The organism is Promicromonospora sp. NPDC050880 (assembly GCF_044456525.1).
In the GTDB taxonomy this organism is placed as follows: domain Bacteria; phylum Actinomycetota; class Actinomycetes; order Actinomycetales; family Cellulomonadaceae; genus Promicromonospora.
This window is the reverse complement of the sequence record NZ_JBITFV010000001.1, coordinates 26486-46218: the sequence shown is the minus strand read 5'-3', so window position 1 is coordinate 46218 and position 19733 is coordinate 26486. Positions and strand designations below refer to the sequence as shown.

Annotated in this window: 24 protein-coding genes; 8 read left to right on the top strand and 16 right to left on the bottom strand. The window is 74.0% G+C overall.

Going from position 1 to position 19733, the window contains the following annotated elements:
- Positions 1 to 101: 101 nt before the first annotated feature.
- The 11 genes from ACIBBF_RS00280 to ACIBBF_RS00230 form a co-directional block, all read right to left on the bottom strand.
- Positions 102 to 944, bottom strand: a complete 843-nt coding sequence (locus ACIBBF_RS00280) for an anti-sigma factor domain-containing protein (RefSeq protein ID WP_397409297.1) — start codon at positions 942 to 944, stop codon at positions 102 to 104.
- Entirely contained in the window at positions 937 to 1518 is a 582-nt protein-coding gene (sigK, locus tag ACIBBF_RS00275) for an ECF RNA polymerase sigma factor SigK (RefSeq protein ID WP_397409295.1), read from the bottom strand. The genes ACIBBF_RS00280 and sigK overlap by 8 nt, the downstream gene beginning before the upstream one ends.
- Before the next feature lie 203 nt (positions 1519 to 1721).
- Entirely contained in the window at positions 1722 to 2936 is a 1215-nt protein-coding gene (manD, locus tag ACIBBF_RS00270) for a D-mannonate dehydratase ManD (RefSeq protein ID WP_397409293.1), read from the bottom strand.
- A 44-nt stretch (positions 2937 to 2980) separates the two neighbouring features.
- Positions 2981 to 3871, bottom strand: coding sequence for a carbohydrate ABC transporter permease (locus ACIBBF_RS00265; RefSeq protein ID WP_397409291.1), 891 nt, complete (start codon positions 3869 to 3871; stop codon positions 2981 to 2983).
- Positions 3868 to 4815, bottom strand: coding sequence for a carbohydrate ABC transporter permease (locus tag ACIBBF_RS00260; RefSeq protein ID WP_397409289.1), 948 nt, complete (start codon positions 4813 to 4815; stop codon positions 3868 to 3870). Before ACIBBF_RS00260 ends, ACIBBF_RS00265 begins: the two co-directional genes overlap by 4 nt.
- Complete coding sequence (locus ACIBBF_RS00255; protein WP_397409287.1) at positions 4815 to 6128, bottom strand: ABC transporter substrate-binding protein; 1314 nt, start codon at positions 6126 to 6128, stop codon at positions 4815 to 4817. The genes ACIBBF_RS00260 and ACIBBF_RS00255 overlap by 1 nt, the downstream gene beginning before the upstream one ends.
- Positions 6129 to 6334: 206 nt before the next feature.
- Positions 6335 to 7111 (bottom strand): FadR/GntR family transcriptional regulator, encoded by a 777-nt coding sequence (locus ACIBBF_RS00250; protein ID WP_397409285.1) that lies wholly within the window; start codon positions 7109 to 7111, stop codon positions 6335 to 6337.
- A gap of 65 nt (positions 7112 to 7176) precedes the next feature.
- Positions 7177 to 8034 carry an endo alpha-1,4 polygalactosaminidase gene (locus tag ACIBBF_RS00245; RefSeq protein ID WP_397409283.1) on the bottom strand — a complete coding sequence of 286 codons (858 nt, stop codon included), beginning with the start codon at positions 8032 to 8034 and terminating at the stop codon, positions 7177 to 7179.
- A gap of 53 nt (positions 8035 to 8087) precedes the next feature.
- Complete coding sequence (locus ACIBBF_RS00240) at positions 8088 to 8759, bottom strand: SDR family oxidoreductase (RefSeq protein WP_397409281.1); 672 nt, start codon at positions 8757 to 8759, stop codon at positions 8088 to 8090.
- 59 nt (positions 8760 to 8818) lie between these two features.
- A complete protein-coding gene (locus ACIBBF_RS00235) occupies positions 8819 to 9487 on the bottom strand; it encodes an NUDIX domain-containing protein (protein ID WP_397409279.1) in 669 nt (222 codons plus the stop codon).
- Positions 9484 to 9867, bottom strand: a complete 384-nt coding sequence (locus ACIBBF_RS00230) for a DUF4406 domain-containing protein (RefSeq protein WP_397409277.1) — start codon at positions 9865 to 9867, stop codon at positions 9484 to 9486. The genes ACIBBF_RS00235 and ACIBBF_RS00230 overlap by 4 nt, the downstream gene beginning before the upstream one ends.
- A 48-nt stretch (positions 9868 to 9915) precedes the next feature.
- On the opposite strand from ACIBBF_RS00230, the gene ACIBBF_RS00225 reads away from it, so the two are divergent.
- Together ACIBBF_RS00225 and ACIBBF_RS00220 are read left to right on the top strand one after the other, a co-directional pair.
- A complete protein-coding gene (locus tag ACIBBF_RS00225; RefSeq protein WP_397409275.1) occupies positions 9916 to 10674 on the top strand; it encodes a DeoR/GlpR family DNA-binding transcription regulator in 759 nt (252 codons plus the stop codon).
- A gap of 129 nt (positions 10675 to 10803) precedes the next feature.
- Positions 10804 to 11871 (top strand): phosphotransferase family protein, encoded by a 1068-nt coding sequence (locus ACIBBF_RS00220; protein ID WP_397409273.1) that lies wholly within the window; start codon positions 10804 to 10806, stop codon positions 11869 to 11871.
- 12 nt (positions 11872 to 11883) lie between these two features.
- Here ACIBBF_RS00220 and ACIBBF_RS00215 read toward each other — a convergent pair whose 3' ends face one another.
- From ACIBBF_RS00215 to ACIBBF_RS00205, 3 genes are read right to left on the bottom strand one after another with little or no spacing between them, the layout of a single operon-like run.
- Complete coding sequence (locus ACIBBF_RS00215) at positions 11884 to 12801, bottom strand: NAD(P)-dependent oxidoreductase (protein WP_397409271.1); 918 nt, start codon at positions 12799 to 12801, stop codon at positions 11884 to 11886.
- A gap of 9 nt (positions 12802 to 12810) precedes the next feature.
- Positions 12811 to 13674 carry an AraC family transcriptional regulator gene (locus tag ACIBBF_RS00210; protein ID WP_397409269.1) on the bottom strand — a complete coding sequence of 288 codons (864 nt, stop codon included), beginning with the start codon at positions 13672 to 13674 and terminating at the stop codon, positions 12811 to 12813.
- Between the two features lie 14 nt (positions 13675 to 13688).
- Entirely contained in the window at positions 13689 to 13961 is a 273-nt protein-coding gene (locus ACIBBF_RS00205) for a thioredoxin family protein (RefSeq protein ID WP_397409267.1), read from the bottom strand.
- Positions 13962 to 14036: 75 nt separating this feature from the next.
- On the opposite strand from ACIBBF_RS00205, the gene ACIBBF_RS00200 reads away from it, so the two are divergent.
- Genes ACIBBF_RS00200 through ACIBBF_RS00190 form a run of 3 tightly spaced genes read left to right on the top strand, consistent with a single transcriptional unit; the run spans position 14037 to position 15474 of the window.
- A complete protein-coding gene (locus ACIBBF_RS00200) occupies positions 14037 to 14201 on the top strand; it encodes a hypothetical protein (protein ID WP_397409266.1) in 165 nt (54 codons plus the stop codon).
- Positions 14201 to 14902, top strand: a complete 702-nt coding sequence (locus ACIBBF_RS00195) for a DsbA family oxidoreductase (RefSeq protein WP_397410647.1) — start codon at positions 14201 to 14203, stop codon at positions 14900 to 14902. The genes ACIBBF_RS00200 and ACIBBF_RS00195 overlap by 1 nt, the downstream gene beginning before the upstream one ends.
- Positions 14899 to 15474 carry a TetR/AcrR family transcriptional regulator gene (locus ACIBBF_RS00190; protein WP_397409264.1) on the top strand — a complete coding sequence of 192 codons (576 nt, stop codon included), beginning with the start codon at positions 14899 to 14901 and terminating at the stop codon, positions 15472 to 15474. Before ACIBBF_RS00195 ends, ACIBBF_RS00190 begins: the two co-directional genes overlap by 4 nt.
- Positions 15475 to 15493: 19 nt before the next feature.
- Here ACIBBF_RS00190 and ACIBBF_RS00185 read toward each other — a convergent pair whose 3' ends face one another.
- Entirely contained in the window at positions 15494 to 16444 is a 951-nt protein-coding gene (locus ACIBBF_RS00185; RefSeq protein WP_397409262.1) for a GlxA family transcriptional regulator, read from the bottom strand.
- A gap of 166 nt (positions 16445 to 16610) precedes the next feature.
- Between ACIBBF_RS00185 and ACIBBF_RS00180 the strand changes: the two genes are divergently transcribed.
- The 3 genes from ACIBBF_RS00180 (at position 16611) to ACIBBF_RS00170 (ending at position 18462) form a co-directional block, all read left to right on the top strand.
- Positions 16611 to 17270: a DJ-1/PfpI family protein gene (locus ACIBBF_RS00180; protein ID WP_397409260.1), complete on the top strand. Its 660-nt coding sequence runs from the start codon at positions 16611 to 16613 to the stop codon at positions 17268 to 17270.
- Between the two features lie 31 nt (positions 17271 to 17301).
- The gene (locus tag ACIBBF_RS00175) at positions 17302 to 17997 is read left to right on the top strand and encodes a haloacid dehalogenase type II (RefSeq protein WP_397409258.1); all 696 of its coding nucleotides are present in this window, start codon (positions 17302 to 17304) and stop codon (positions 17995 to 17997) included.
- 228 nt (positions 17998 to 18225) lie between these two features.
- Complete coding sequence (locus tag ACIBBF_RS00170; RefSeq protein WP_397409256.1) at positions 18226 to 18462, top strand: hypothetical protein; 237 nt, start codon at positions 18226 to 18228, stop codon at positions 18460 to 18462.
- Between the two features lie 118 nt (positions 18463 to 18580).
- On the opposite strand, the gene ACIBBF_RS00165 is transcribed toward ACIBBF_RS00170, so the two are convergent.
- Positions 18581 to 19687 carry a saccharopine dehydrogenase NADP-binding domain-containing protein gene (locus ACIBBF_RS00165; RefSeq protein WP_397409254.1) on the bottom strand — a complete coding sequence of 369 codons (1107 nt, stop codon included), beginning with the start codon at positions 19685 to 19687 and terminating at the stop codon, positions 18581 to 18583.
- Positions 19688 to 19733 lie beyond the last annotated feature (46 nt).

The window sequence follows — 19733 nt, the reverse complement described above, 5'->3', positions numbered from 1 at the left end:
ACGAGAGCGGGGTCCCGATCCGGTTCGGATCGGGACCCCGCTCTCGTCCTGTGTCGCGCCTGCGTGCTGCCTGGGTCCGCCTGACCAGCCCTCCGGGGCGGTCAGGTGCCCAGGACGACGACCGGGGTCGTCGTCGGCTGCTCGGAGCCCGCCGCGGGTTCCACCGACACCGCCATGCCGACGCCGTCGGAGTCCCGCACCAGCGACGACGCGGTGCCGTCCCGCAGCGCGAGCACGCCGGCCGAGGAGACGCTGCCGTCGCCGGCCACCACCCAGAGCTGGTACGCCCGGCCCTGGCCGGGCTCGGGCAGGCCCTCGGCCTGGAAGAACATGTCGTCGTCGGCCACCAGCACGGTCGCCTCGCCGCCGCCCTCGACGGCGCCGCGCAGGATCGAGCTGTCCGGGTCGGCCAGCATCTCGGAGACCGCCTGCGCCTGCTCGCGCAGCCGGTCGCGCTCGGCGGACACCTGCACCGCGATCGTCGTGGGCACGGCGATCGCGGCCGCTGCCGCGACCGCGGCCACCACGGTGCCCCAGCGCCGACGCCGGCGGCGGTCCGCCAGGTCGACGACGGCGCCCGCGCCCTCCGACGAGGGTTCCGCAGCCGGCGAGGCTGCAGCCGGCGGAGTCGCGGCCGGCGGAGTCGCAGCCGGCACTGCGGTGCCGGTTTCCGCGACGTCGGCGACGTCCGGACCCGGGACCTGCGGCGTGCTGCGTACCCGGTCGAGCACGCTCGCCCGCAGCGCGGCCGGCGGCTCCGCCTCGACCGCGAAGGACGCGACGACGTCGCGGTACTCGTCGAGCGCACGACGTGCGTCGGCATCGGACGCGAGGAGCCGGTCCACGGCCCGGCGCTCGGCGTCGTCCAGGGCGTCCAGGGCGTACCCGGGCAGCAGGTCCCAGACGTCGGCGTGCGGGCGGTCCGCCCTGAGATCGTCAGCCACGGGCCACCCCCAGGCAGTCGCGGAGCCGGCCGAGTCCGTCGCGGATCCGGCTCTTCACGGTCGGCAGTGCGGCGCCGAGCTGCTCGGCCACCTCGCGGTAGGTCAGGCCGCCGTAGTAGGCGACCACGACGGCCTCGCGCTGGGTCGGGGTGAGCCCCTCGATGCAGCGGCGCACGGCCGAGCCCTCGAGGCGCCGTTCGACGTCCTCGACCACCACGTCACGGGCCGTCTCGTTGGTCCGCAGGTCGGTGTCCCGCTGGTCGCGGTCACGGTGCGCCTGCTCCGAGCGGACCCGGTCGACCGCCCGCCGGCGGGCGAGCGTGGCGACCCAGGTGCGTGCCGAGCCGCGCGCGGCGTCGAACCGCGAGGCCGTCTGCCACACCTCCACCATCACCTCCTGGGTCACCTCGGCCGCGTGGTCCGGGTCGCGCAGCACGCCGAGCGACGTACCGTACGCCACCGGGCCGAGCGCGTCGTACACGGGCGCGAACGATTCCGGGTCGCCGCCCGCGCACGCCACGAGCAGGGCGTCGACGGCGTCGAGCGGCGAGGTACGGGCTGGTGGTGAGGCCACCGCCCCAGTCTGCCTCACGAACGGCTCGCGGCCGGCCGGCGACATGGGCGACACCACGGGCTGCTCGCACAGTGCGACCGGCATCTGGTCCCCACCGCCCTCCCACGCTCCACGCACGTGCTCCTGAGCGGCACTCGCAGGGTGCCGCTCAGGAGGTTCGGTGCTGACGGGATCCTGGATGGGACGCCCGGGGGTGACCCCCGTCACCAGTCGTGGACGGACCCGTCCTGAAGGCGGTTGACCGGCAGGTACCCGGGCACGTACGGGTGCGCGGCGGCGAGCTCCTCGTCCAGCTCCACGCCGATGCCGGGGGCCTCACCCGGGTGCAGGTGCCCGTCCTCGAAGGTGTACGCGTGCCGGAAGACCTCGTTGGTCAGGTCCGTGTGACCGGAGTACTCCTGGATGCCGAAGTTGTGGATCGCCAGGTCGAGGTGGATCGCGGCGGCCATGCCCACGGGCGAGATGTCCTCCGGCCCGTGGATCGCGCTCTTGATGCCGCGCTGGCCCGCGTAGTCGAACAGCTTCTTCATGGGGCTGACGCCGCCGAAGTGCGTCACGGCGGAGCGCACGTAGTCGATGAGGCGCTCGTCGATCAGCGTCTGGTAGTCGAAGACGGTGTTGAACACCTCGCCGATCGCCAGCGGGGTGGTCGTGTGCTGCCGCACCAGGCGCAGGGCCTCCTGGTCCTCGGCGGGCGTGCAGTCCTCCAGCCAGAACAGGTCGTACGGCTCCAGGTCCTTGCCGAGGCGGGCCGCCTCGATCGGGGACAGCCGGTGGTGTGCGTCGTGCAGCAGCGGCAGGTCCGGGCCGAACTCGCTGCGCACGGCCTCGAAGACCCGCGGGACGTAGCGCAGGTAGGCGCCCGTGTCCCAGTCCTCGACGGCCGGGCGGGCGAGCACGTCCGGCGCGGACCCGTCGGCCGACGTCGTGGTGTGCACGCCGTAGACGGACTTCAGGCCCGGCACGCCGCTCTGGATGCGGATGCTCTGGTAGCCGCGCTCCTGGAGGGCCCGGACCGAGTCGAAGATCTCGGGCAGGCTGGAGCCGTTCGCGTGCCCGTAGGCGCGGACCCGGTCACGGCTCGCACCGCCCAGGAGCTGGTACAGGGGCAGGCCGGCCACCTTGGCCTTGATGTCCCACAGCGCGACGTCGACGGCGGCGATCGCGGCCATCGTCACCGGCCCCCGGCGCCAGTAGGCGCCGCGGTAGAGGTACTGCCAGGTGTCCTCGATGCGGTGCGGGTCGCGGCCGATCAGCAGCGGCACGACGTGGTCGCGCAGGTAGCTGACCACGGCGAGCTCCCGGCCGTTGAGGGTGGCGTCGCCCAGGCCGGTCACCCCGTCGTCCGTGGTGATCTGGAGCGTGACGAAGTTGCGGCCGGGCGAGGTGACGACGACCTTCGCGTCGACGATCTTCATGGGGAACCTTCCGTCGGTGGCTGTCGGAGGGACGTGGGAGGGCGTCAGCCCTTGGTGGCGCCGGCGGTCAGGCCCGCCACGAGGTAGCGCTGCCCGAAGACGGCGGCCAGCAGCACCGGGACCGTCATCAGGGTGGCGGCGGCCATGAGCCCGCCCCAGTCGGTGCTGGCGTAGGACATGAAGTTGAACAGCAGCACGGGCATGGTCATGGTCCGCTCGTCGGCGAGGATGAGAGCGAAGATGAAGTTGTTCCAGCTGAAGATGAACGCGAGCACGGCCGCCGACGCCGTACCCGGCGCCGCCAGCGGCAGCGCGATCCGCAGGAACGCCCCGAAGGCGGACAGCCCGTCGGTGCGGGCGGCGTCCTCCAGCTCGACCGGCAGCCCCTCGAAGAAACCGATCATGATCCACAGGATCAGCGGCACCGAGACGAACATGTGGCTCAGGATCAGCACCAGGTGGCTGCCCACCAGGCCGAGCTGCGCGAACATGTAGTACCAGGGCACGAGCAGCGAGATGGCCGGGATGATGCGGGCCACGAGCACGACCGAGCCGGTGCGGCGCATCCGGAACCGGCCCACGGCCCAGGCGGCGGGTACCGCGATGACGATGCTGAGCGCCGTCGAGACGACGCCGATGAGCAGCGAGTTGCCCAGTGACTGCACGAGGGCGCCGTCGGCCAGGACGCCCCGGAAGTTGTCCCAGGTGGGCGAGAAGGCCAGGCCGACCGTGGGATCGGTGACCTGCACGTTCGTCTTGAAGGCGGCCGCGATCATCCACACGATCGGCAGTGCGATGACGGCGCACACGATCACGATCAGCACGGCGCGCAGGGCGCCCAGCGCACGCTGCGGGCCGCGCCGCCGTCGGGCGACGACACGCTGCGAGGCACGCACGGGCGCGCCGCCGGGGGCGGGGGTGGTCACGGCGCTCACGAGGCGCTCCTCTCGGTCCGGCGCCGCAGCACGACCACGATCGCGACGATGAACAGCGTGAACAGGACCAGGACGGCCGAGGCGAGGCCGTACTCCTGGTAGTCGAAGGTGAGACCGTAGGCGTAGACGTTCAGCGTCTCGGCCTCGAAGTCCGAGCCGCCGCCCGGCCCCTTGGTCGCGTAGATCAGGTCGAACGTCTTCAGGGCGTCGACGCCGCGGAGCACCAGGGCCGTCAGGATCGTGGTGCGCAGCATCGGCAGGATGATGTGCACGAACCGCTGCCAGGCGTTGGCGCCGTCGACGCGGGCGGCCTCCTCCGGCTCCTCCGGCAGCGTGGTCAGGCCCGCGAGCAGCAGCACGGTCATCATGGGCGTCCACTGCCACACGTCGATGAGCATGAGGGTGGGCAGCGACTGCGACACCGACCCGAGGAACTCCTGGGGCGGGATGCCGACGAACCCGAGCAGGTGGTTCGCGATGCCGTTGGTCGGGTCGAGGATGAGCATCCACAGGATGCCGATCGCGACCGGGGTCGCCAGCAGCGGCACCATCAGGATGGTGCGGACGATCTCCATGCCGCGGAACGCCTTGCGCATCAGCATCGCCAGGGCCAGCCCGAGCACGGTCTCCAGCACGACGGCGCCGAGCGTGAACACGACGGTGCGGCCCACGGCGGGCCAGAACCGGCGCGTGTCGGTCAGGGCGTCGGCGAAGTTCTGCAGGCCCACCCAGGTGTTGCCCGCGTTCACGGCGCCGAACGCGTCGGTCAGGCTGAGGTTGATCGTGAACGCGAGCGGGAACGCGATCATCAGGCCCACGAACCCGAGGGCCGGGGCCAGCAGGGCCCACTTGAGGCGGCGGTTGGCCTGCTCGAAGGTCACCATCGGCGTGTCGGACGGCGTGGTGCGCCGGCCGGTCGCGGGGCGCGCGGTGGTCGTCGTCATCAGAACTCCCGCTGACGGTTGTCACGGACGAGGAAGTCGTTGAACTCGGCGTCCGCGTCTGCGGCGACCGACGGCACGTCCTCGCCGACGATGCCGGACACGAGCGGTCGGCCGACGATGTCGCGGGCACGGCCCACCTGCATGACGTCGGGACGGTCGTGCCCGATGCCGTTGGCCGCGTTGACCTGCATGGTCTCGGCGAGCTCCGCCGGGAAGGAGGCCAGCGTCGCCGGATCGTCCCAGACGGACTGGCGGGCGCCGGGGATGCCCTCGGACTGCAGCCGCGCGACCATCTGCGGGCTGGCCGCCCAGCGGAGGAACTCCCACGCGTCGTCCCGCAGCAGCGAGAACTCGTTGATCGCGAGGCTCCACGACGGGATGTTGTGCGGGACGGACCCGGCCGGCCCGGCCGGGAAGGGCGCGAACCCGACGGTGTCGGTGACGGTGGAGATCTTCTCGTCCAGGAAGTTGCTGTAGATGGCGTCGGCGTCGATGTACATCGCAGCCTTGCCCTGCGCGAAGATCGGCATGGCCTGCTCCAGGCTCATGTTCGTGACGCCGGGCGGGCCCGCCTCGTGCAGCAGGCGCCCGTAGTACTCGTACGCGGCGATCGCCTCGGGCGTGCCGATCCCGGACCGCCCGTCGTGCGTGAAGTCGCCCCCGAAGGAGTACAGGAAGCTCGACCACTGCGAGACGGCACCGTTGCGCTGACCACGGCCGACGTACCCGAAGAAGCCCTCGCTGCGCCGTTCGAGCTCGAGGGCGATGTCGAGCATGTCGTCGAGGGTCGCGGGGGCTCCCCCGAAGTCCTCCAGCAGGTCCCTGCGGTAGTAGAGCGCGGGCCGCTCGGTCACGACCGGGACGCTGACGGCCGCACCCCGCGTGACCGAGCGCTCGCGCGGGGCGTCCTGGAAGTCGGTCCACCGGAAGTCGCGGTCGCCCTCGACCCGGTCGGTGAGGTCGGCGATCCAGCCGTTGCGGGCGAACATCAGCTGGTCCTGCAGCGGCCGGACCGTCATGACGTCGATGTCGGTGGCCGAGGCGTTGAGCTTGACGTTGAAGCTCGAGGTGAGCTGGTCGGCGGTGAGCATCCGCAGCGACACCTTGCGGCCGATCTGCTCCTCGAGCTCGGGCAGGTACCGGCTGATCGCCTGCGTCCAGACGTGGTTGATCGCGAGCACCCGCAACGGGGCGTCCGGGCTCGCCGTCCGCGGGCCGCGCGTGCAGGCCGCCAGGACGGACGCGGCGGCGAGCACGCCGAACGCCCGCCGGCTCAGCTGCCCGCCCCGCTGCGGCGTGATGGTCGATGGCACAGGTACTCCACACCCCCATGTGTGAACCCGTCGAGTGCGGGATATTCGCCCTCTATCCGCTTCCGGAAGGGCGAACATCCCGCACTCGACGGGGAAGGATGACTGGTGGTCCAACTGGTAGGACCAGTTGGACGGTAGCACGGGGTCTTCGGCGGGTCCAAAGGCGGTGGCCCGGGCCGGAAAGGGCTGCGGGGGCGCCGCGCCTCCTACCGCCCCAGCAGGGTCTCGATGTGCCGCGACGCCATCAGGTCCAGGCCCACGTCGAGGTCCGGACCATAGGTGCGCAGCCCGAGCGCCAGGTGCTCGCGCATGCGCAGCCGGGCCTGCTCGACGTCACGTGCCTGGATCGCGGCAAGGATCTCCGGGTGGTGCGGCACCCCCGGCTCGGCGATGCCCGGGTCGGAGTTGGAGCGCAGCATCATCTCGAACATGAGGCCGCCGATCGACGACAGCATGATCCGCAGCACGGGGTTGCCGCAGGCCGCCGCGATCGCGTCGTGGAACGCGAGGTCCTCGCGCGCCTTCTCGACCACGTCGCGCGCACGCCGCATCCGCTCGTCGGCGGCCGCCATGGCCTCGACCTGCTCGTCCGAGGCCCGCTCGGTGGCCAGCCCCACGATCTCGACCTCGAGCGGGATCCGCGCCTCGATGAGCTGGCGCACGGTCGGCCGCTCCGTGCGGTAGAGCGCGTCGTACCCGCGCGCACGCCCGGAGGACTGGTCCGCGATGAACGACCCACGACCGGCGGCCACCTCGATGAGTCCGGTCGCCTCCAGCCGGCGCAGCACCTCCCGGATCACGTTCCGGCTCGCCCCGAACTGCGTCGCGAGCTCACGCTCGGAGGGCAGCTTGGTGCCCACCGCCCGCTCGCCCGACCGGATCTGCTGCTCGAGCTGCCGCGCGATGTGCTCGGTGAGCAACCCCTTGCGCCCGGACGAGCCGGCATCTCGGGGGTCCGGCGGCAGCGCGAGAGGGGATGTCATGCGTCGAGGATAAGCACCGGCCGGGCCACGGCCGTCCCCGGTGGCCCGGCGCGCTCACCCGCAGGTCAGCACTGCTCGTACGCGTACGCCCCGTCGTCCGGCCCCACCAGGTCGCGGTCGCGCAGGATGGTCAGCGGTGCGCGGTCCGCGCTCGCGCAGACCACGTCGAAGTCCTGCGGCAGGTTGTCCGTGTACTCGATCTGGAGCACGTGCTGCCCGTACACCCCGGTGTACGACCCGCACTCGTCGTAGGCCGCGCACTCCTCCGTCACGGCGAAGTCGAAGCCGAGGTCGTGCCCCTCGGTGGTCGCCTCCGCGGCGTTCTTCTGCCCGATGGCGAGACCCGCCCCGTGCGCCACGTCGATGTACTCCGCCGCGAGCGCGAGGGCGTCGGCCTGCTCGATCAGGCCGGTCTCCGGCTCGGTGAACCGTGTCCACGTGTCGAGGTTGTCGATCTCGACGGCGTCGAAGCCGGCGTCGGCGCACCCCGTGATCACCGGTCCGAGAATGTCCAGGATGCGCTCACGCCGCTCCTCGGTACCGGGGTCGAGCACGTACTCGTCGGGCCAGTCGGGGTCGACCACCAACTCCCCCGCGGCGTCGTGCAGCAGGAGGTCCTCGTTGCCGTCGAGCCAGAGGTCGTCCTCGCCGGGCTGGGTCTGGAACCCGTTGACGTAGCAGACGTTGTAGGCGTCCGGCGCCGGGTCCGCGGTGGCGTCCCGCACCACGACGTCGAGCCCGCCCGCGGGCTCGTAGGCCGCGCCGAGCTGGTAGTCGAACCGGCCGCTGGTGGGCGGGAGCGTCACCTCCGCGACGGCGGCCGACGTCGCCGGCCGTTCCTCGTCGTGGCTCGCACCGGGCGCGGCCTGACAGGCGGTGAGCAGGAGGACGCCGAGCACGGCGCCGACGGCGAGCTGAGACATCCGCCGATCGTAGGTGCGGCGGCCGGGCCCCGGCCCGGTCCGCCGGGAAGTGCTCACTCGGACTGATCGCCCACGTCCGGGAGCCCGGCGAGGGCGTCCGTGATCGGGGTCGCGCCGTTGCCGAACGGGATGGTGCGCCCCACGGTGCTCTCGTCCGCCAGCACGGCGGCGGCCACGGCCGCGACGTCGGCGCGCGAGACGCGGCCGTCGCCGGGGTTCACCACCTCGATGAGGCCCGTGGGCCGGTCGAGCGTGAGCGGGCCGGGCTGGAGGATCGTGTACCCGAGGCCGGAGGCGCGCAGGTGCTCGTCGGCCGCGGCCTTGGCCTCGGCGTAGGCGAAGAAGGAGCTGTCCTCGGGCACGCCGTGGTCGGTCTGCGCGCCGAGGTAGGACACCATGACGTAGCGCGGCACGCCCTCGGAGCGGGCGGCGTCGATCGACCGCACGGCGGCGTCCCGGTCGACGGCGTAGGTCCGCTCCGGGTTGCCGCCGCCGGCACCCGCGGACCACACGACGGCGTCGTACCCCTGCACCACGTCGGCGAGGCCGTCGGTGTCGAGGTGCTCGACGTCGGCGACCAGCGGGATGGCCCCGGTCGCCGCGACGTCGTCCGCGTGGTCGGGGTTGCGGATCACGCTGGTGACCACGTCACCCCGTTCCACGAGCAGAGGGGCGAGCAGGAGCGCGATCTTGCCGTGGCCACCGATGATCAGGACGCGGGACATGGTGCTTCCTTCCGTGAGGGACGGACCCAGGCTATGCCTCACCACGCCGGACGGCGGGGTCAGCGACCGGACCCGAACGGACCGTCCAGCGCCGCCCACTGCAGCAGCATGATCGTCTTGCCGTCCACGATGCGCCCGTCCCGCGTCATCGCGAGCGCCTCGGCGAACGGCAGCTCGAGCACCTCGATGTCCTCGCCGTCGGCCTCCAGCCCGCCGCCCGCGCCCGTCCGGTCGGCCGGGGTGTAGGGGCCGGCGAAGAAGTGGAGGCGCTCGGTCACCGAGCCGGGGCTCATGTAGGCGTCGAAGACCTCGGTCAGGTCGCCGAGGCGCAGCCCCAGCTCCTCCAGGCTCTCGCGCCGGACGGCGGTGAGCGGGTCGTCCGCGTCGAGCAACCCGGCGGCGGCCTCGACGAGCATCCCGTCGGGATGGTCGTTGACGTAGGCCGGGTAGCGGAACTGCCGGGTGAGCAGCACGCGGCGGCGGCCGACGTCGTAGGGCAGCACCACCGCCCCGTTGCCGCGGTCGTAGGTCTCGCGCTGCTGCGTCTCCCAGCGACCGTCGCGTCGGCGGTAGTCGAAGGTGGTGCGGCGCAGCACGTGCCAGCCCTGGGAGGTGAGCTCCACGTCGCGGACCACGACACCGGGGTTGCGGTCCAGGGCCCGCCCGGCCTGGTCGAGGCCGGTTCGCCCCCGGCCGTCCGGGACGTCGACGCCGGGACGCCCCGTCACGCGGCCTCCTGAGGGACGCGCCGCGGGATCTCGGCGACGTCGTGGTAGACGGGCAGGCCGCGGAGGCGGGCCGTCGCGACGTCCTGGTCCGCCCCGGTGGAGTCGCCCGGCAGCCGCAGGACGGCGTCGCAGCGGGCGAGCAGGCGGTCGGCCACGGGGTACAGGACCTGGTCGGCCAGGGGATCCGTGGGTCCGGCGCCGGCCGAGCGCAGCACCGGCAGGGCGATCCACTCCCCGATCACGGGCAGGTGGCCGGCCTCGAACACGGGCCAGGCCGCGGCCTCGAGACGAGCGAGATTGTCGGCCATCGCCTGCGGGTCACCGCCCGTCCCGGAGCGGTAGGGGCCGGCGATCAGGATGAGCAGGGGCTTGTCGTTCACGACTGCTACGATACATGCAGAAACGTGCAACAACGGGAGAGAACCGGAATGCTGGCTGCCGAACGACGTGACCACCTGCTCGCCCTGCTGGCCCGTGAGGGCAAGGTCGTGGCCAAGGACGTCGCGGCCGACCTCGGGATCTCCGAGGACAGCGTGCGACGCGACCTCCGCGACCTGGCCGCCGAGGGCCTCTGCCAACGCGTCTACGGCGGCGCCCTGCCCGTGTCCCCGGCGGTGGTGGGGTACGCAGACCGGCAGGCCGTGGCCCCGGACAGCAAGCGCCGTGTCGCCGCCGTGGCCGCCGGGCTCGTGCGACCGGGTGGCGCGCTGATCCTCGACGGCGGCACCACCGCGCTCGCCGTCGCGCGGGCCCTGGCGCCCGACCTGGCCTGCACCGTGATCACGCACAGCCCGACGGTCGCCGTTGCGCTCCTCGACCACCCCGGCGCCGAGGTCTTCCTGCTCGGCGGGCGCGTCTTCAAGCACTCGGCGGTCGCCTCCGGCGCCGCGGCGGTCGAGGCGGCGCAGAACGTGTCCGCCGACCTCTGCCTCCTCGGCGTCACCGGCGTGCACCCTGAGGCCGGGCTGACCACGGGCGACGCCGAGGAGGCCGCGATGAAGCGCGCGCTGTCCGCTCGGGCGGCCGAGACGTACGTGCTGGCCTCGTCGGAGAAGATCGGGACGGCGTCCCGGTTCCGGGTGCTGCCCTGGGCGAAGGTCAACGGCGTGATCACGGACGCCGACCCGCACGACCCCGTCGTGGAGCAGGTCGCGGGGCTCGGCGTGGAGGTCCTGGCCGCCGGCTGACCGTTCCCGCCACGCCGGGACAGCCCTCCCGCAGCGCGCCCGGATATCCCGGTTCGTGAGGCGCTCCCCCGCGCACCGCCGGTAGCGTGTCGCCACCCGCACCGCAGTCGCGAGGAAGGCACGGACCCGATGACCGACCATGCCCTGCCCGACGCCGAGACGATCCGGGCGGTCCTCGACTCCCACCCGGGCCCGTGGGGCACGGGCGTGCGGGTGCTCTCGGTGCGCGACCTGTCGTCCGGGCTGGGCCAGGCGGCGGTGCTCCGGGTCGCCGTCGCGGCGCCGGACGCGGGCGCGTCCCTGTGGATCGTCAAGGTCCCGGCCTGGGGCCGGCAGTCGCTGCTGGACTCGCGCGACGACGGGCTGGACGAGCGCGAGGGCCGCTTCTTCCGGAGCGGGCTGCCCGGCCTGCTCCCGGACGGTCTGACGACGCCGCCCGACGCCACCGTGCTCAGCCACCACGGCCGTGCCTGGATCATCATGCGCGACGTCGGCGCCGTGCTCCAGCGGAGCTGGACACCCCAGGCGGCGCTGGTCGCGGCGCGGCGCACGGCCCTGCTGTACGTACCGGGCGAGTCCCGCCCCGACCTGCTGGACGCGCCCTGGCTGGAGCGGGAGGGCTACGCCGCGTACGCCCACCACCGGGACACCGGCCACGAGAACCTGGACGCCCTGGCCCACGAACCGCTGCTGCGCACGCTGTTCACCGCCGAGCAGGTCCGCGCCCTGCACGCCTGCCTGGACGCGTCCGACTCCCTGGTGACGCGCGCCAAGGGGCTGCCCGCCACGCTCGTCCACGGCGACCTCACCCCGCGCAACGCGGGCCTGGACCCGGCCGGCGACCTCGCGCTCATCGACTGGGAGCACGCCGGGGTAGGTCCCGTCGGGTTCGACCTCGGCACGTTCGTCTCCCTCTACCGCGCCTTCGGTGGGCACGGCGAGCTCGACGAGCCCGCCCTCCTCGACGCCTACGGCCGCGCGCTCAGTGAGCTGGTCGGCTCCGACCTGCGCGCCGAGGCGGCCCTGGGCTTCGCCACCGCCCACCTCACCTGGGGCCTGCACCTGCGCCTCGGCCCGGGGCTGACGGCGGCGCGGCAGGGCCTGTACCGGGCCGCGCCACCCGCGGAACGGGCCGCGCACCTCGACGACATCCGTTCGGGCTGCCTGCGCGCGCTGTCCTGGGCGGCAGCGGCCTGAGCCGCCGGCCGCTCAGCCGTCTCGCGCCATGTCCCCGGGCACGTCCTGCGACGCGTGCCCCGCGGCCGTCCTCGCCTCGATCGCCCTGATCACGGCCACCATGTCGGACCCACCGTGCCCGAGCTCCGCGGTCTCGCCGTAGAGCGCGAGGCAGACGTCGAGCAGCGGCGTGCTCGTCCCGGCCTGCCGACCGGCCTCGACGACCAGCCGGTTGTTCTTGAGCACGTCGGGGATCGCCGCCTGGACGGAGAAGTCGTCGTCGAGGAGCTTGCCGGCCTTGATCCGCGAGACGTTGCTCGCCATCGGCCCCGCGTCCAGCACCGCGGCCAGCAGACGGCGGTCCAGCCCGTGCCGGTCGGCGAAGTGGAACGCCTCGGCCAGGCCGGTGACCATCGCGATGAGGAACGTGTTCGTGGACAGCTTGAGCAGCGTCGCGCGAGGCACGGCCCCGCACAGGACGGTCTCCCGGCTGACCGGCCGCAGGATCTCGCGCACCTCGTCCACGACAGGACCGTCACCGGCCAGCATGACCACCAGCTCGCCGTCCTCGGCGGGCCTGCGCGATCCGGAGACGGGCGCCTCGACATAGCTGCCGCCGGCGCGCTCGACGTCGGCCGCCAGACCGGCCGAGTACCCGGCCGACGTCGTGCTCGTGCTGACGACGACGTGGCCGGCGACGAGGTCCGCGAAGGCCGGCGTCCCCCGGCCGAGCACCTCGTCGATGGCCGCCTCGTCGCTCAGCATGACGATCACGACCCGCGCCGCGCCGAACACCTCGGCGGGCGAGCCGGCAACGCGCGCACCGGCCTCGCGCAGCGGTTCGGTCCTCGCCCGGGTGCGGTTCCAGACGATCAGCGGCTTGCCTTCGCGGGCGAGATGGAGGGCCATGGGCTGCCCCATCACCCCGAGTCCGAGGAATCCAGTGGTCACGCGACCGTTCTACCGGCGCTCCCGCCCCGCGGTCTGGAACGATCGTGCCGACCGGCCGGGTGCGCTGCCGCTCGCCACCGCGGCGGCCCAGCGTGCCGGCGTCAGCCCGTAGGTCCGCTTGAACATGCGGCCGAGGTGGCTCTGGTCGGCGAAGCCCGCGGAGACCGCGGCCTCGGCGAGGGACCGTCCGGCGAGGATCAGCCCGCGCGCCCGGGCGAGCTGCCGCATCGTGCGGTAGCGGGTCGGGCTCGTCCCGTACGCCGCCCGGAACTGGCGGGCGACCGTCCACCGGTCGAGCCCGGACACCTCCTCGTACCGGCTCACCGGGTGCACCACGGCCGGGTCGTCGTCGATCAGCTCGCGCACGTTCCGCAGCGCGCCCAGTGGGAGCGTGCCACGGCCGGCCGCCGACGGCGCCGCGTGTCGGGCCAGCATCCCCGCCAGGTCGGCGGCGAGCTCCACCCGCTCGAGCTCACCGATCGGGTCGTCGATCCCCCGCAGGCATCCCACCAGCGCGGAGGGCACGGCCCGCCGCCCGATCACCGGATCGGGCACGAACGGCAGCGGCCCGTCGCCCAGCGCCTCCCGGACCAGGCCCGGGTCGAGATAGACGATCCGGTAGCGGAAGCCCTCGGCCGTGCCGGCCGTGCCGTCGTGCACCTCGTCCGGGTGCAGCACGTGCGCCTCGCCCGGCATGCAGTAGCGCTGCTCCCCGCGGTACCGGAAGCTCTGCACCCCGGCCAGCGTGATCCCGATCGCGTACGTGTCGTGCCGGTGCGGCGCGAAGCTCTCGCCCACCAACGACGCCTCGAGGCGCTCGACGCCCGCAGCGCCGGCACCGAACCGGAGCCGCAGGCCCGTGGTGCCCGACATGGGTCAGGTCTCGCTCAGCGCAGCGCGCGCTCTGCCGCGACCAGCACCTGGGCGACCGTCGGCGCTCCCGCGGCGCGGAACACCTCGGCGCCGTCCGCGTCCCGGACGAGGACCATGGGGGTGGACCGGATGTCGAGCGACTCGGCCAGGCCTGCCTCGTGGGCCACGTCGTGCTCCACCATCGTGGCGCCCGGGACGATCCGCACCGCCTCCGCCAGGACGGCCCGCGTGTGGTGGCACGGGCCGCAGAAGGCCGAGGTGAAGAGCTCGAACTGCACAGCGGACATCTCTCGGTCCATCCCGTCGCGACTCGTTCCGCGCCATCTTGACGCACTGTTCAAGTTATCCTACGGTTCTTGACCATGACGTCAAGTAACTCGGTCGCGGAGCCGGCGCCGGTCGCCGAGGCCGCCCACGAGCCGGCACCCGAGACCACCGGCACCACCCCCGTCACCCCGATGCCGTTCGAGCTCCTGCCCGTGGGCGAGGCGTTCGGCGTCTGCGACCTGGACGGGGTGTGCTCCTGATGGCCGGCGAGGCGTTCGGCTCGGCGGGACGGCTCGTCGTCGACGTCTGGAGCGACGTCGTGTGCCCGTTCTGCTACATGGGTGACGCCCTGCTCGACCAGGCGCTGGAGAAGTTCCCGCACGCCTCGGGCGTCGAGGTGCGCTACCACAGCTTCCTGCTCATGCCGGAGGTCCGCGACGGCGACGCCCCGGTCAACCCGGCCGACCACCTCGCGGCCAAGCACGGCATCCCCCGCGAGCAGGCCGTGGCGATGAACGAGCAGGTCTCGGCACGCGCCGCGCAGGTCGGCCTGGAGTACCACCTGGACCGCGCGCAGGCCGTCAGCACCCGCACGGCGCACCAGCTCAGCCACTTCGCCGCGGCGCACGGCAAGCAGCGCGAGATGATCCGCCGGCTCTTCCAGGCGTACTTCACCGAGGGGCTCGTCGTCTCCGACCACGAGGTGCTGGCGGACCTGGCCGCCGAGGTGGGCCTGGACCGCGCGGCGACCCTCGCCGCCCTGGCGAGCGGGGAGTACGCCGAGGCCGTCGAGGCGGACCTGCGCCAGGCCCGGCAGTACGGCATCAACGGGGTGCCGTTCTTCGTGTTCGCCGAGAAGTACGCCGTCTCCGGCGCCCAGCCGGTGGAGGCGTTCCTGCAGGCGCTCGACACAAGCTGGAACGAGACGGTCGGCTCGGCGGCGACCGGAGCCGCCCGGTGACCTCCCAGTCCCCGCGCCTGCGCGCCGACGCGCGGCGCAACGTCGAGGGCATCCGCACGGCTGCCCTCGACGTCTTCCGCGCCGGCGGCCTGAACACCCCGCTGGAGGAGGTGGCGCGCGCGGCCGGGGTCAGCAAAGGCACCATCTACCACCGCTTCGGGGGCCGGCAGGGCCTGATCGACGCGGTGGTCGAGGACCTCGTGGCCGAGCGCATCCGGGGCATCATCACCGCGGCCGCCGCCGTCGACGACCCGGTCGAGCGGTTCGAGACCTATCTGCGGCAGATCTGGCTGCTCCAGTACGACGAGCCCGCCGCCAACGACGTCCTGCTGCGGGCGCTCCCCGGCTCGGCGCCGGTGACCGCCCTGTGCGAGCACGCCAGCGCGGCGGCTGCCGGCTTCCTCGCCGACGCCCAGGCCACCGGGGTGATCCGCGGCGACCTCACCCCGCAGGACGTGGACCTGCTCGTCTGGGAGCGCGGCATCATCGCGCGCGCCTGCGAGCAGCAGCCGCGCGACGGCTACCGCCGGCGGCTCGAGTTCACGCTGCGCGGTCTGCGCGCCGCCGGCTGACGGGACGCCGGCCGCCGCGCTACGCGGCGTCGCGCCCGCGGAAGGTGACCCGGTAGCCGCTCGGGGTGACCCCGGTGGCGCGGCGGAAGAGCGCGCGGAAGGTGCTCGGGCTCGGGAACCCCACCTGCCGCGCGATGCGCTCGACGCCGTAGTCGGTGGTCTCCAGCAGCTCCTGCGCGTGCCGGATGCGCACCCCGGTGATCCACTGCATGGGGCTCTGCCCCGTCTCCTCGTGGAACCGGCGGTTGAGGGTCCGCACGCTCGTGCGGGCGGCCGCGGCGACGTCGGCGAGCGCCAGGTCGGTGTGGGCGTTCTCCTCGATCCACCGGAGCACGGGTTCGAGGGTCGCGGTCCGGAAGGTGGGCGGGTTGCGCAGGATGAACTGCGCCTGCCCGCCGTCCCGGTGGAGCGGCGTCACGGAGAGCCGGGAGGCGTCCGCCGCGACGGCGACGCCGTGGTCCCGGCGCACGAGGTGCAGGCAGAGGTCGAGGCCGGCGGCCGCGCCGGCCGACGTGAGGATCTGTCCGTTGTCGATGTAGAGCGACCCGGCGTCCACCTCGACGGCCGGGTACCGGCGGGCCAGGGCGTCGGCGGCGAGCCAGTGCGTCGTGGCGCGCAGCCCGTCGAGGAGCCCGGCCTCCGCGAGCGTGAAGGCCCCCACGCAGACGGACGCGATGCGGGTCCCGTCCGCCGCGGCCGCACGGAGCGCGGCGAGCGCGGCCTCGGGTGCGGGGTCCTCCGGCCGGATCCGCCCGGGGACGACGACGGTGTCCGCCCGCGCGAGCGCCTCGAGCCCCAGGTCGGTCCCGATGCGCAGCGGGCCCGCCTCGACCACCGGCTCGGTGCCGCAGACGAGCACCTGGTAGGCGGGGCGCCCGTCGGGCAGGCGGGCACGGCCGAAGACCTCCACGGGCGTGGCCAGATCGAAGATGATCGTGCCCGGCAGGGCGACGACGGCGACGGTATGCACGCGCCCACGCTATCCGGCACGAGAGCGAGATCTCGCGGGTTCGGGGCGGCTGGCCAGATCTCGTCGGTTTATGGCCGTCCGGCCGCTGTCCTGGCTGCGAGCGTGCCGCCGAGCATGGTCGGGGGCGCCACTCCGGCGCCCGTGACCGCACCGAGGGAGCATCATCATGGCCGTGTCGGCCCAGGTCGTCCTGTTCGACGGATTCGACCCGCTGGACGTGATCGGGATCTACGAGGTCCTGACCGCCGGCGGCATGGTCGGTGGCGGGACGACCGCCGAGCTCGTGGCCGCCGAGGGGCCGCGAGCCGTCGCCTCGGGCATCCCGGGGATCAGCCTGGATGCCCGGAGCGGGCTGGACCCCGACCGGCCCGGCTACGTCGTCGTCCCCGGAGCCGTGGGCCCGGTCGAGGGCGGCACGGACGACGGCGCCGAGACGATCCCCGCGCTGCTGGCCCGCTTCGCGCAGTCGGCCGCGATGCCGCTGGTCCGGCGGGCCCTGGCCAACCCGGACGTCACCGTGGCCACGGTGTGCGGGGGGTCCCTCGCCCTGGCGATGGCGGGGCTCCTCCAGGGGCGCACCGCCGTCACGAACGCCCTGGGCACGGACCTGCTGAAGGAGACGGGCGTGCACGTCATCGACGCCCGGGTGGTGGACGACGGTGACCTGCTCTCGGCGGGCGGTGTGACGTCAGGCCTGGACCTCGGACTGTACGTGCTGGAGCGCGAGGCCGGCCCGAGGATCGCCCGGGCGGTCGAGGGCTTCTTCGAGTTCGAGCGCCGCGGCACGGTCTGGGCCGACCGGGGCCGGGTGCCCCAGCCCCTCTGACGACGGCCTCCGGGCGCACTACGGTGGACGGATGGAGCCTGCGACGAAGGAGACCACCCGGCCGACCGTCGTCTTCGACGTTCTCGGCACCCTGGTGGACCAGACCGGGAGCATGGGGCGGCACGTGTCGGCCATGGCCGCGCTCGACAGCAGGGCCGCGGCCGAGGTCGCCCGCCGCTGGCTGGCCCACGTGGCCGACCAGGAGCGTGCGATCGTGGCGGGCCGGCGCGCCTTCGCGCCGAGCCACGAGCTCGACCGCGAGGCGGTGGCCAGGCTGGTCCGCGACGGCTTCCTGCTGCCGGCCGCCGCCGCCCGGCTGACGGACGCGTCGGAGTGGCTGCAGCCGTGGCCGGACACGGTGGCCGGCCTGGACCTGCTCACCGCCGACGTCACCGTGATCGGCCTCTCGAACGCGAGCCGCCGGGTGCTCGCCGGGCTGAGCACCAACGCGGGCCTGCGGTGGCACCAGGTGCTGTCGGCCGAGGACGCGGGCAGCTACAAGCCGGACCCGGCCGTCTACGAGCTGGCCCTGGACACGGTTCCGACGGGTTCGGGGACGCCCGTCATGGTCGCCGCGCACGCATGGGACCTGCGCGCCGCGGCCGCCGCCGGGATGCGCACGGCGTACGTGCCACGGGCCGACGGCGACCCGCCCGCGCCGGACGACACGTTCGACCTGCACGCGACCAGCCTGCTCGACCTGCACGCCCAGCTCCTGGGGCTGTAGCGCGAGGCTGTCGGATCGGGCCTGGTCCGCCGGGCTCGACGTGCCGGACCTGACGTGCCTCGGCGCGCCGGGCCGGCACGCGACGTCCGGCACGGGGTCTGGGTGCGAGTGCCGTGAGGCGGCCTTACGGTCGGAGGGCGGCGCCCCGGTCGTCCGCTCGATCGGGGCGCCGCACCACCCGCGACCGGCCGCTCGCACCGCCGGTCGCCCGGTCCGGAAGGAGCAGCCATGAGCGAGAGCGACAGCGAGACCTACCGCGAGCGTCCCGGCACCACCGACGGTGCCAGCGGCCGCACGACCGACGACCGCACGAGCGGCCGCACGGATGGCGCCCCGGCCGACCGCACGCCGGACGACTCGGCCGACGACTCGCCGATGCACCCGGCGGACCCGAGAGCCGTACCCGGCGAGCACCCCGAGGACAACCCCGACAAGGACGGCGAGGAGCGGTTCGACGCCGGCTGACCCTTCACGTCGGCCCGGGGCGACCGGCCGGAGCGGCCGGTCAGGGCGACCGGTCAGGGCGACCGGTCAGGTGCACCGGCCGATGCGTCGCCGGCTGGTGCACCCGGCCGGCGTCGCCTCAGCCGTCGACGAAGGTGCCGCCCGCCTCGACCGCCAGGTCGGGGCCGAGGGCGGTGGCCGGCGTCCACGCGCCGGGCTTGCCCTCGCCCCGGGCGAGGCGCTGCGCGACCGTGGCCGCCGCGGCGGCGGTGAAGTCCATCGCCTCGCCGGCACGCAGCCACCCCTCGCGCTCGGTGCCGTCGGCCCACGTGACGACGGCGTGCCCCCAGGTGTGCTCGCGCGGCCGCGGCGAGGCGGGCAGCTCGACGCGGGCGAGCCGGGACACGACCAGCCGGCGTAGCGCGGGCACCCGCAGCAGCGCACCCGCCACCGGCAACAGCGCCCGGACCGCGGGGGCGGCCGGGACGAGCATCGACGTGGCGACGACGTCCGGGGCGCCGCTCGCCGTGCGTGCCCCGTAGAGCTCGCCCGACGGAGCACCGACGCTGGTCACCGCCACGCCGTCGGGCAGGGTGAAGCGGTAGACGTCGGCGCCGAGACGGGTGCGCACGAGCCGGCCTGCGGCGTAGCGGCGGCCGCCGGTCGCCGCGACGTCCACCATGCTGGCGGCCAGCGCCTCGCCCAGCCGGCCCGCCTCGACGGCCACCGACGCGAGGGCGTCGACCCGGACCCGGGCCGGGACGGGGCGCCCGGCGCACAGCCGGGCCACCACGGCCTCGGTGCCCAGCACGCCGAACCCGGCGCCCGTGACGAGGGTGCTGCCGGCGCTCTCCGCCTCGTCGTGCAGCGCGGCGAGCTGTTCCATCGCGCCCAGGTCGGAGGCCAGGTCGACGTAGTGGCCGCCCGGCAGGCACGCGCGCACCACGGGCAGCGCGGTCCGGGCGTAGTCGCCGATGGTGTTGACCACCACCGCGGGCCGCTGCCGGGCGACCTCGTCCGCCGTCGCCTCGGGGGTGGCGGCGACGACCGTCCGCACGCCCGACCCCGGCCCGAGCTGCTCGGCGGCCCGGCGCAACCGCCCGGCGTCGCGCCCCACCAGGACGGGTGCCACGCCGTCCGCCACGAGCCGGGCGGCCACGGCCCGGCCCGTCCTCCCCGTGGCTCCGAGCACCCAGATCTCCCCGGTCCGGGCCGGGCTGTCCGTCTCACCGCTCCGCTGTGCCATGAGGTCTCCTTCTCGTCAGGCCGGGCATGCCCGTACCCGAGTGATG

Bases quoted from the DNA above. Each gene is read 5' to 3' on its own strand.
- manD (WP_397409293.1), bottom strand. From the start codon at position 2,936: ATGAAGATCGTCGACGCGAAGGTCGTCGTCACCTCGCCCGGCCGCAAC.
- ACIBBF_RS00260 (WP_397409289.1), bottom strand. From the start codon at position 4,815: ATGACGACGACCACCGCGCGCCCCGCGACCGGCCGGCGCACCACGCCG.
- ACIBBF_RS00250 (WP_397409285.1), bottom strand. From the start codon at position 7,111: ATGACATCCCCTCTCGCGCTGCCGCCGGACCCCCGAGATGCCGGCTCG.
- ACIBBF_RS00245 (WP_397409283.1), bottom strand. From the start codon at position 8,034: ATGTCTCAGCTCGCCGTCGGCGCCGTGCTCGGCGTCCTCCTGCTCACC.
- ACIBBF_RS00240 (WP_397409281.1), bottom strand. From the start codon at position 8,759: ATGTCCCGCGTCCTGATCATCGGTGGCCACGGCAAGATCGCGCTCCTG.
- ACIBBF_RS00225 (WP_397409275.1), top strand. From the start codon at position 9,916: ATGCTGGCTGCCGAACGACGTGACCACCTGCTCGCCCTGCTGGCCCGT.
- ACIBBF_RS00220 (WP_397409273.1), top strand. From the start codon at position 10,804: ATGACCGACCATGCCCTGCCCGACGCCGAGACGATCCGGGCGGTCCTC.
- ACIBBF_RS00210 (WP_397409269.1), bottom strand. From the start codon at position 13,674: ATGTCGGGCACCACGGGCCTGCGGCTCCGGTTCGGTGCCGGCGCTGCG.
- ACIBBF_RS00205 (WP_397409267.1), bottom strand. From the start codon at position 13,961: ATGTCCGCTGTGCAGTTCGAGCTCTTCACCTCGGCCTTCTGCGGCCCG.
- ACIBBF_RS00200 (WP_397409266.1), top strand. From the start codon at position 14,037: ATGACGTCAAGTAACTCGGTCGCGGAGCCGGCGCCGGTCGCCGAGGCC.
- ACIBBF_RS00195 (WP_397410647.1), top strand. From the start codon at position 14,201: ATGGCCGGCGAGGCGTTCGGCTCGGCGGGACGGCTCGTCGTCGACGTC.
- ACIBBF_RS00180 (WP_397409260.1), top strand. From the start codon at position 16,611: ATGGCCGTGTCGGCCCAGGTCGTCCTGTTCGACGGATTCGACCCGCTG.
- ACIBBF_RS00175 (WP_397409258.1), top strand. From the start codon at position 17,302: ATGGAGCCTGCGACGAAGGAGACCACCCGGCCGACCGTCGTCTTCGAC.
- ACIBBF_RS00170 (WP_397409256.1), top strand. From the start codon at position 18,226: ATGAGCGAGAGCGACAGCGAGACCTACCGCGAGCGTCCCGGCACCACC.
- ACIBBF_RS00165 (WP_397409254.1), bottom strand. From the start codon at position 19,687: ATGGCACAGCGGAGCGGTGAGACGGACAGCCCGGCCCGGACCGGGGAG.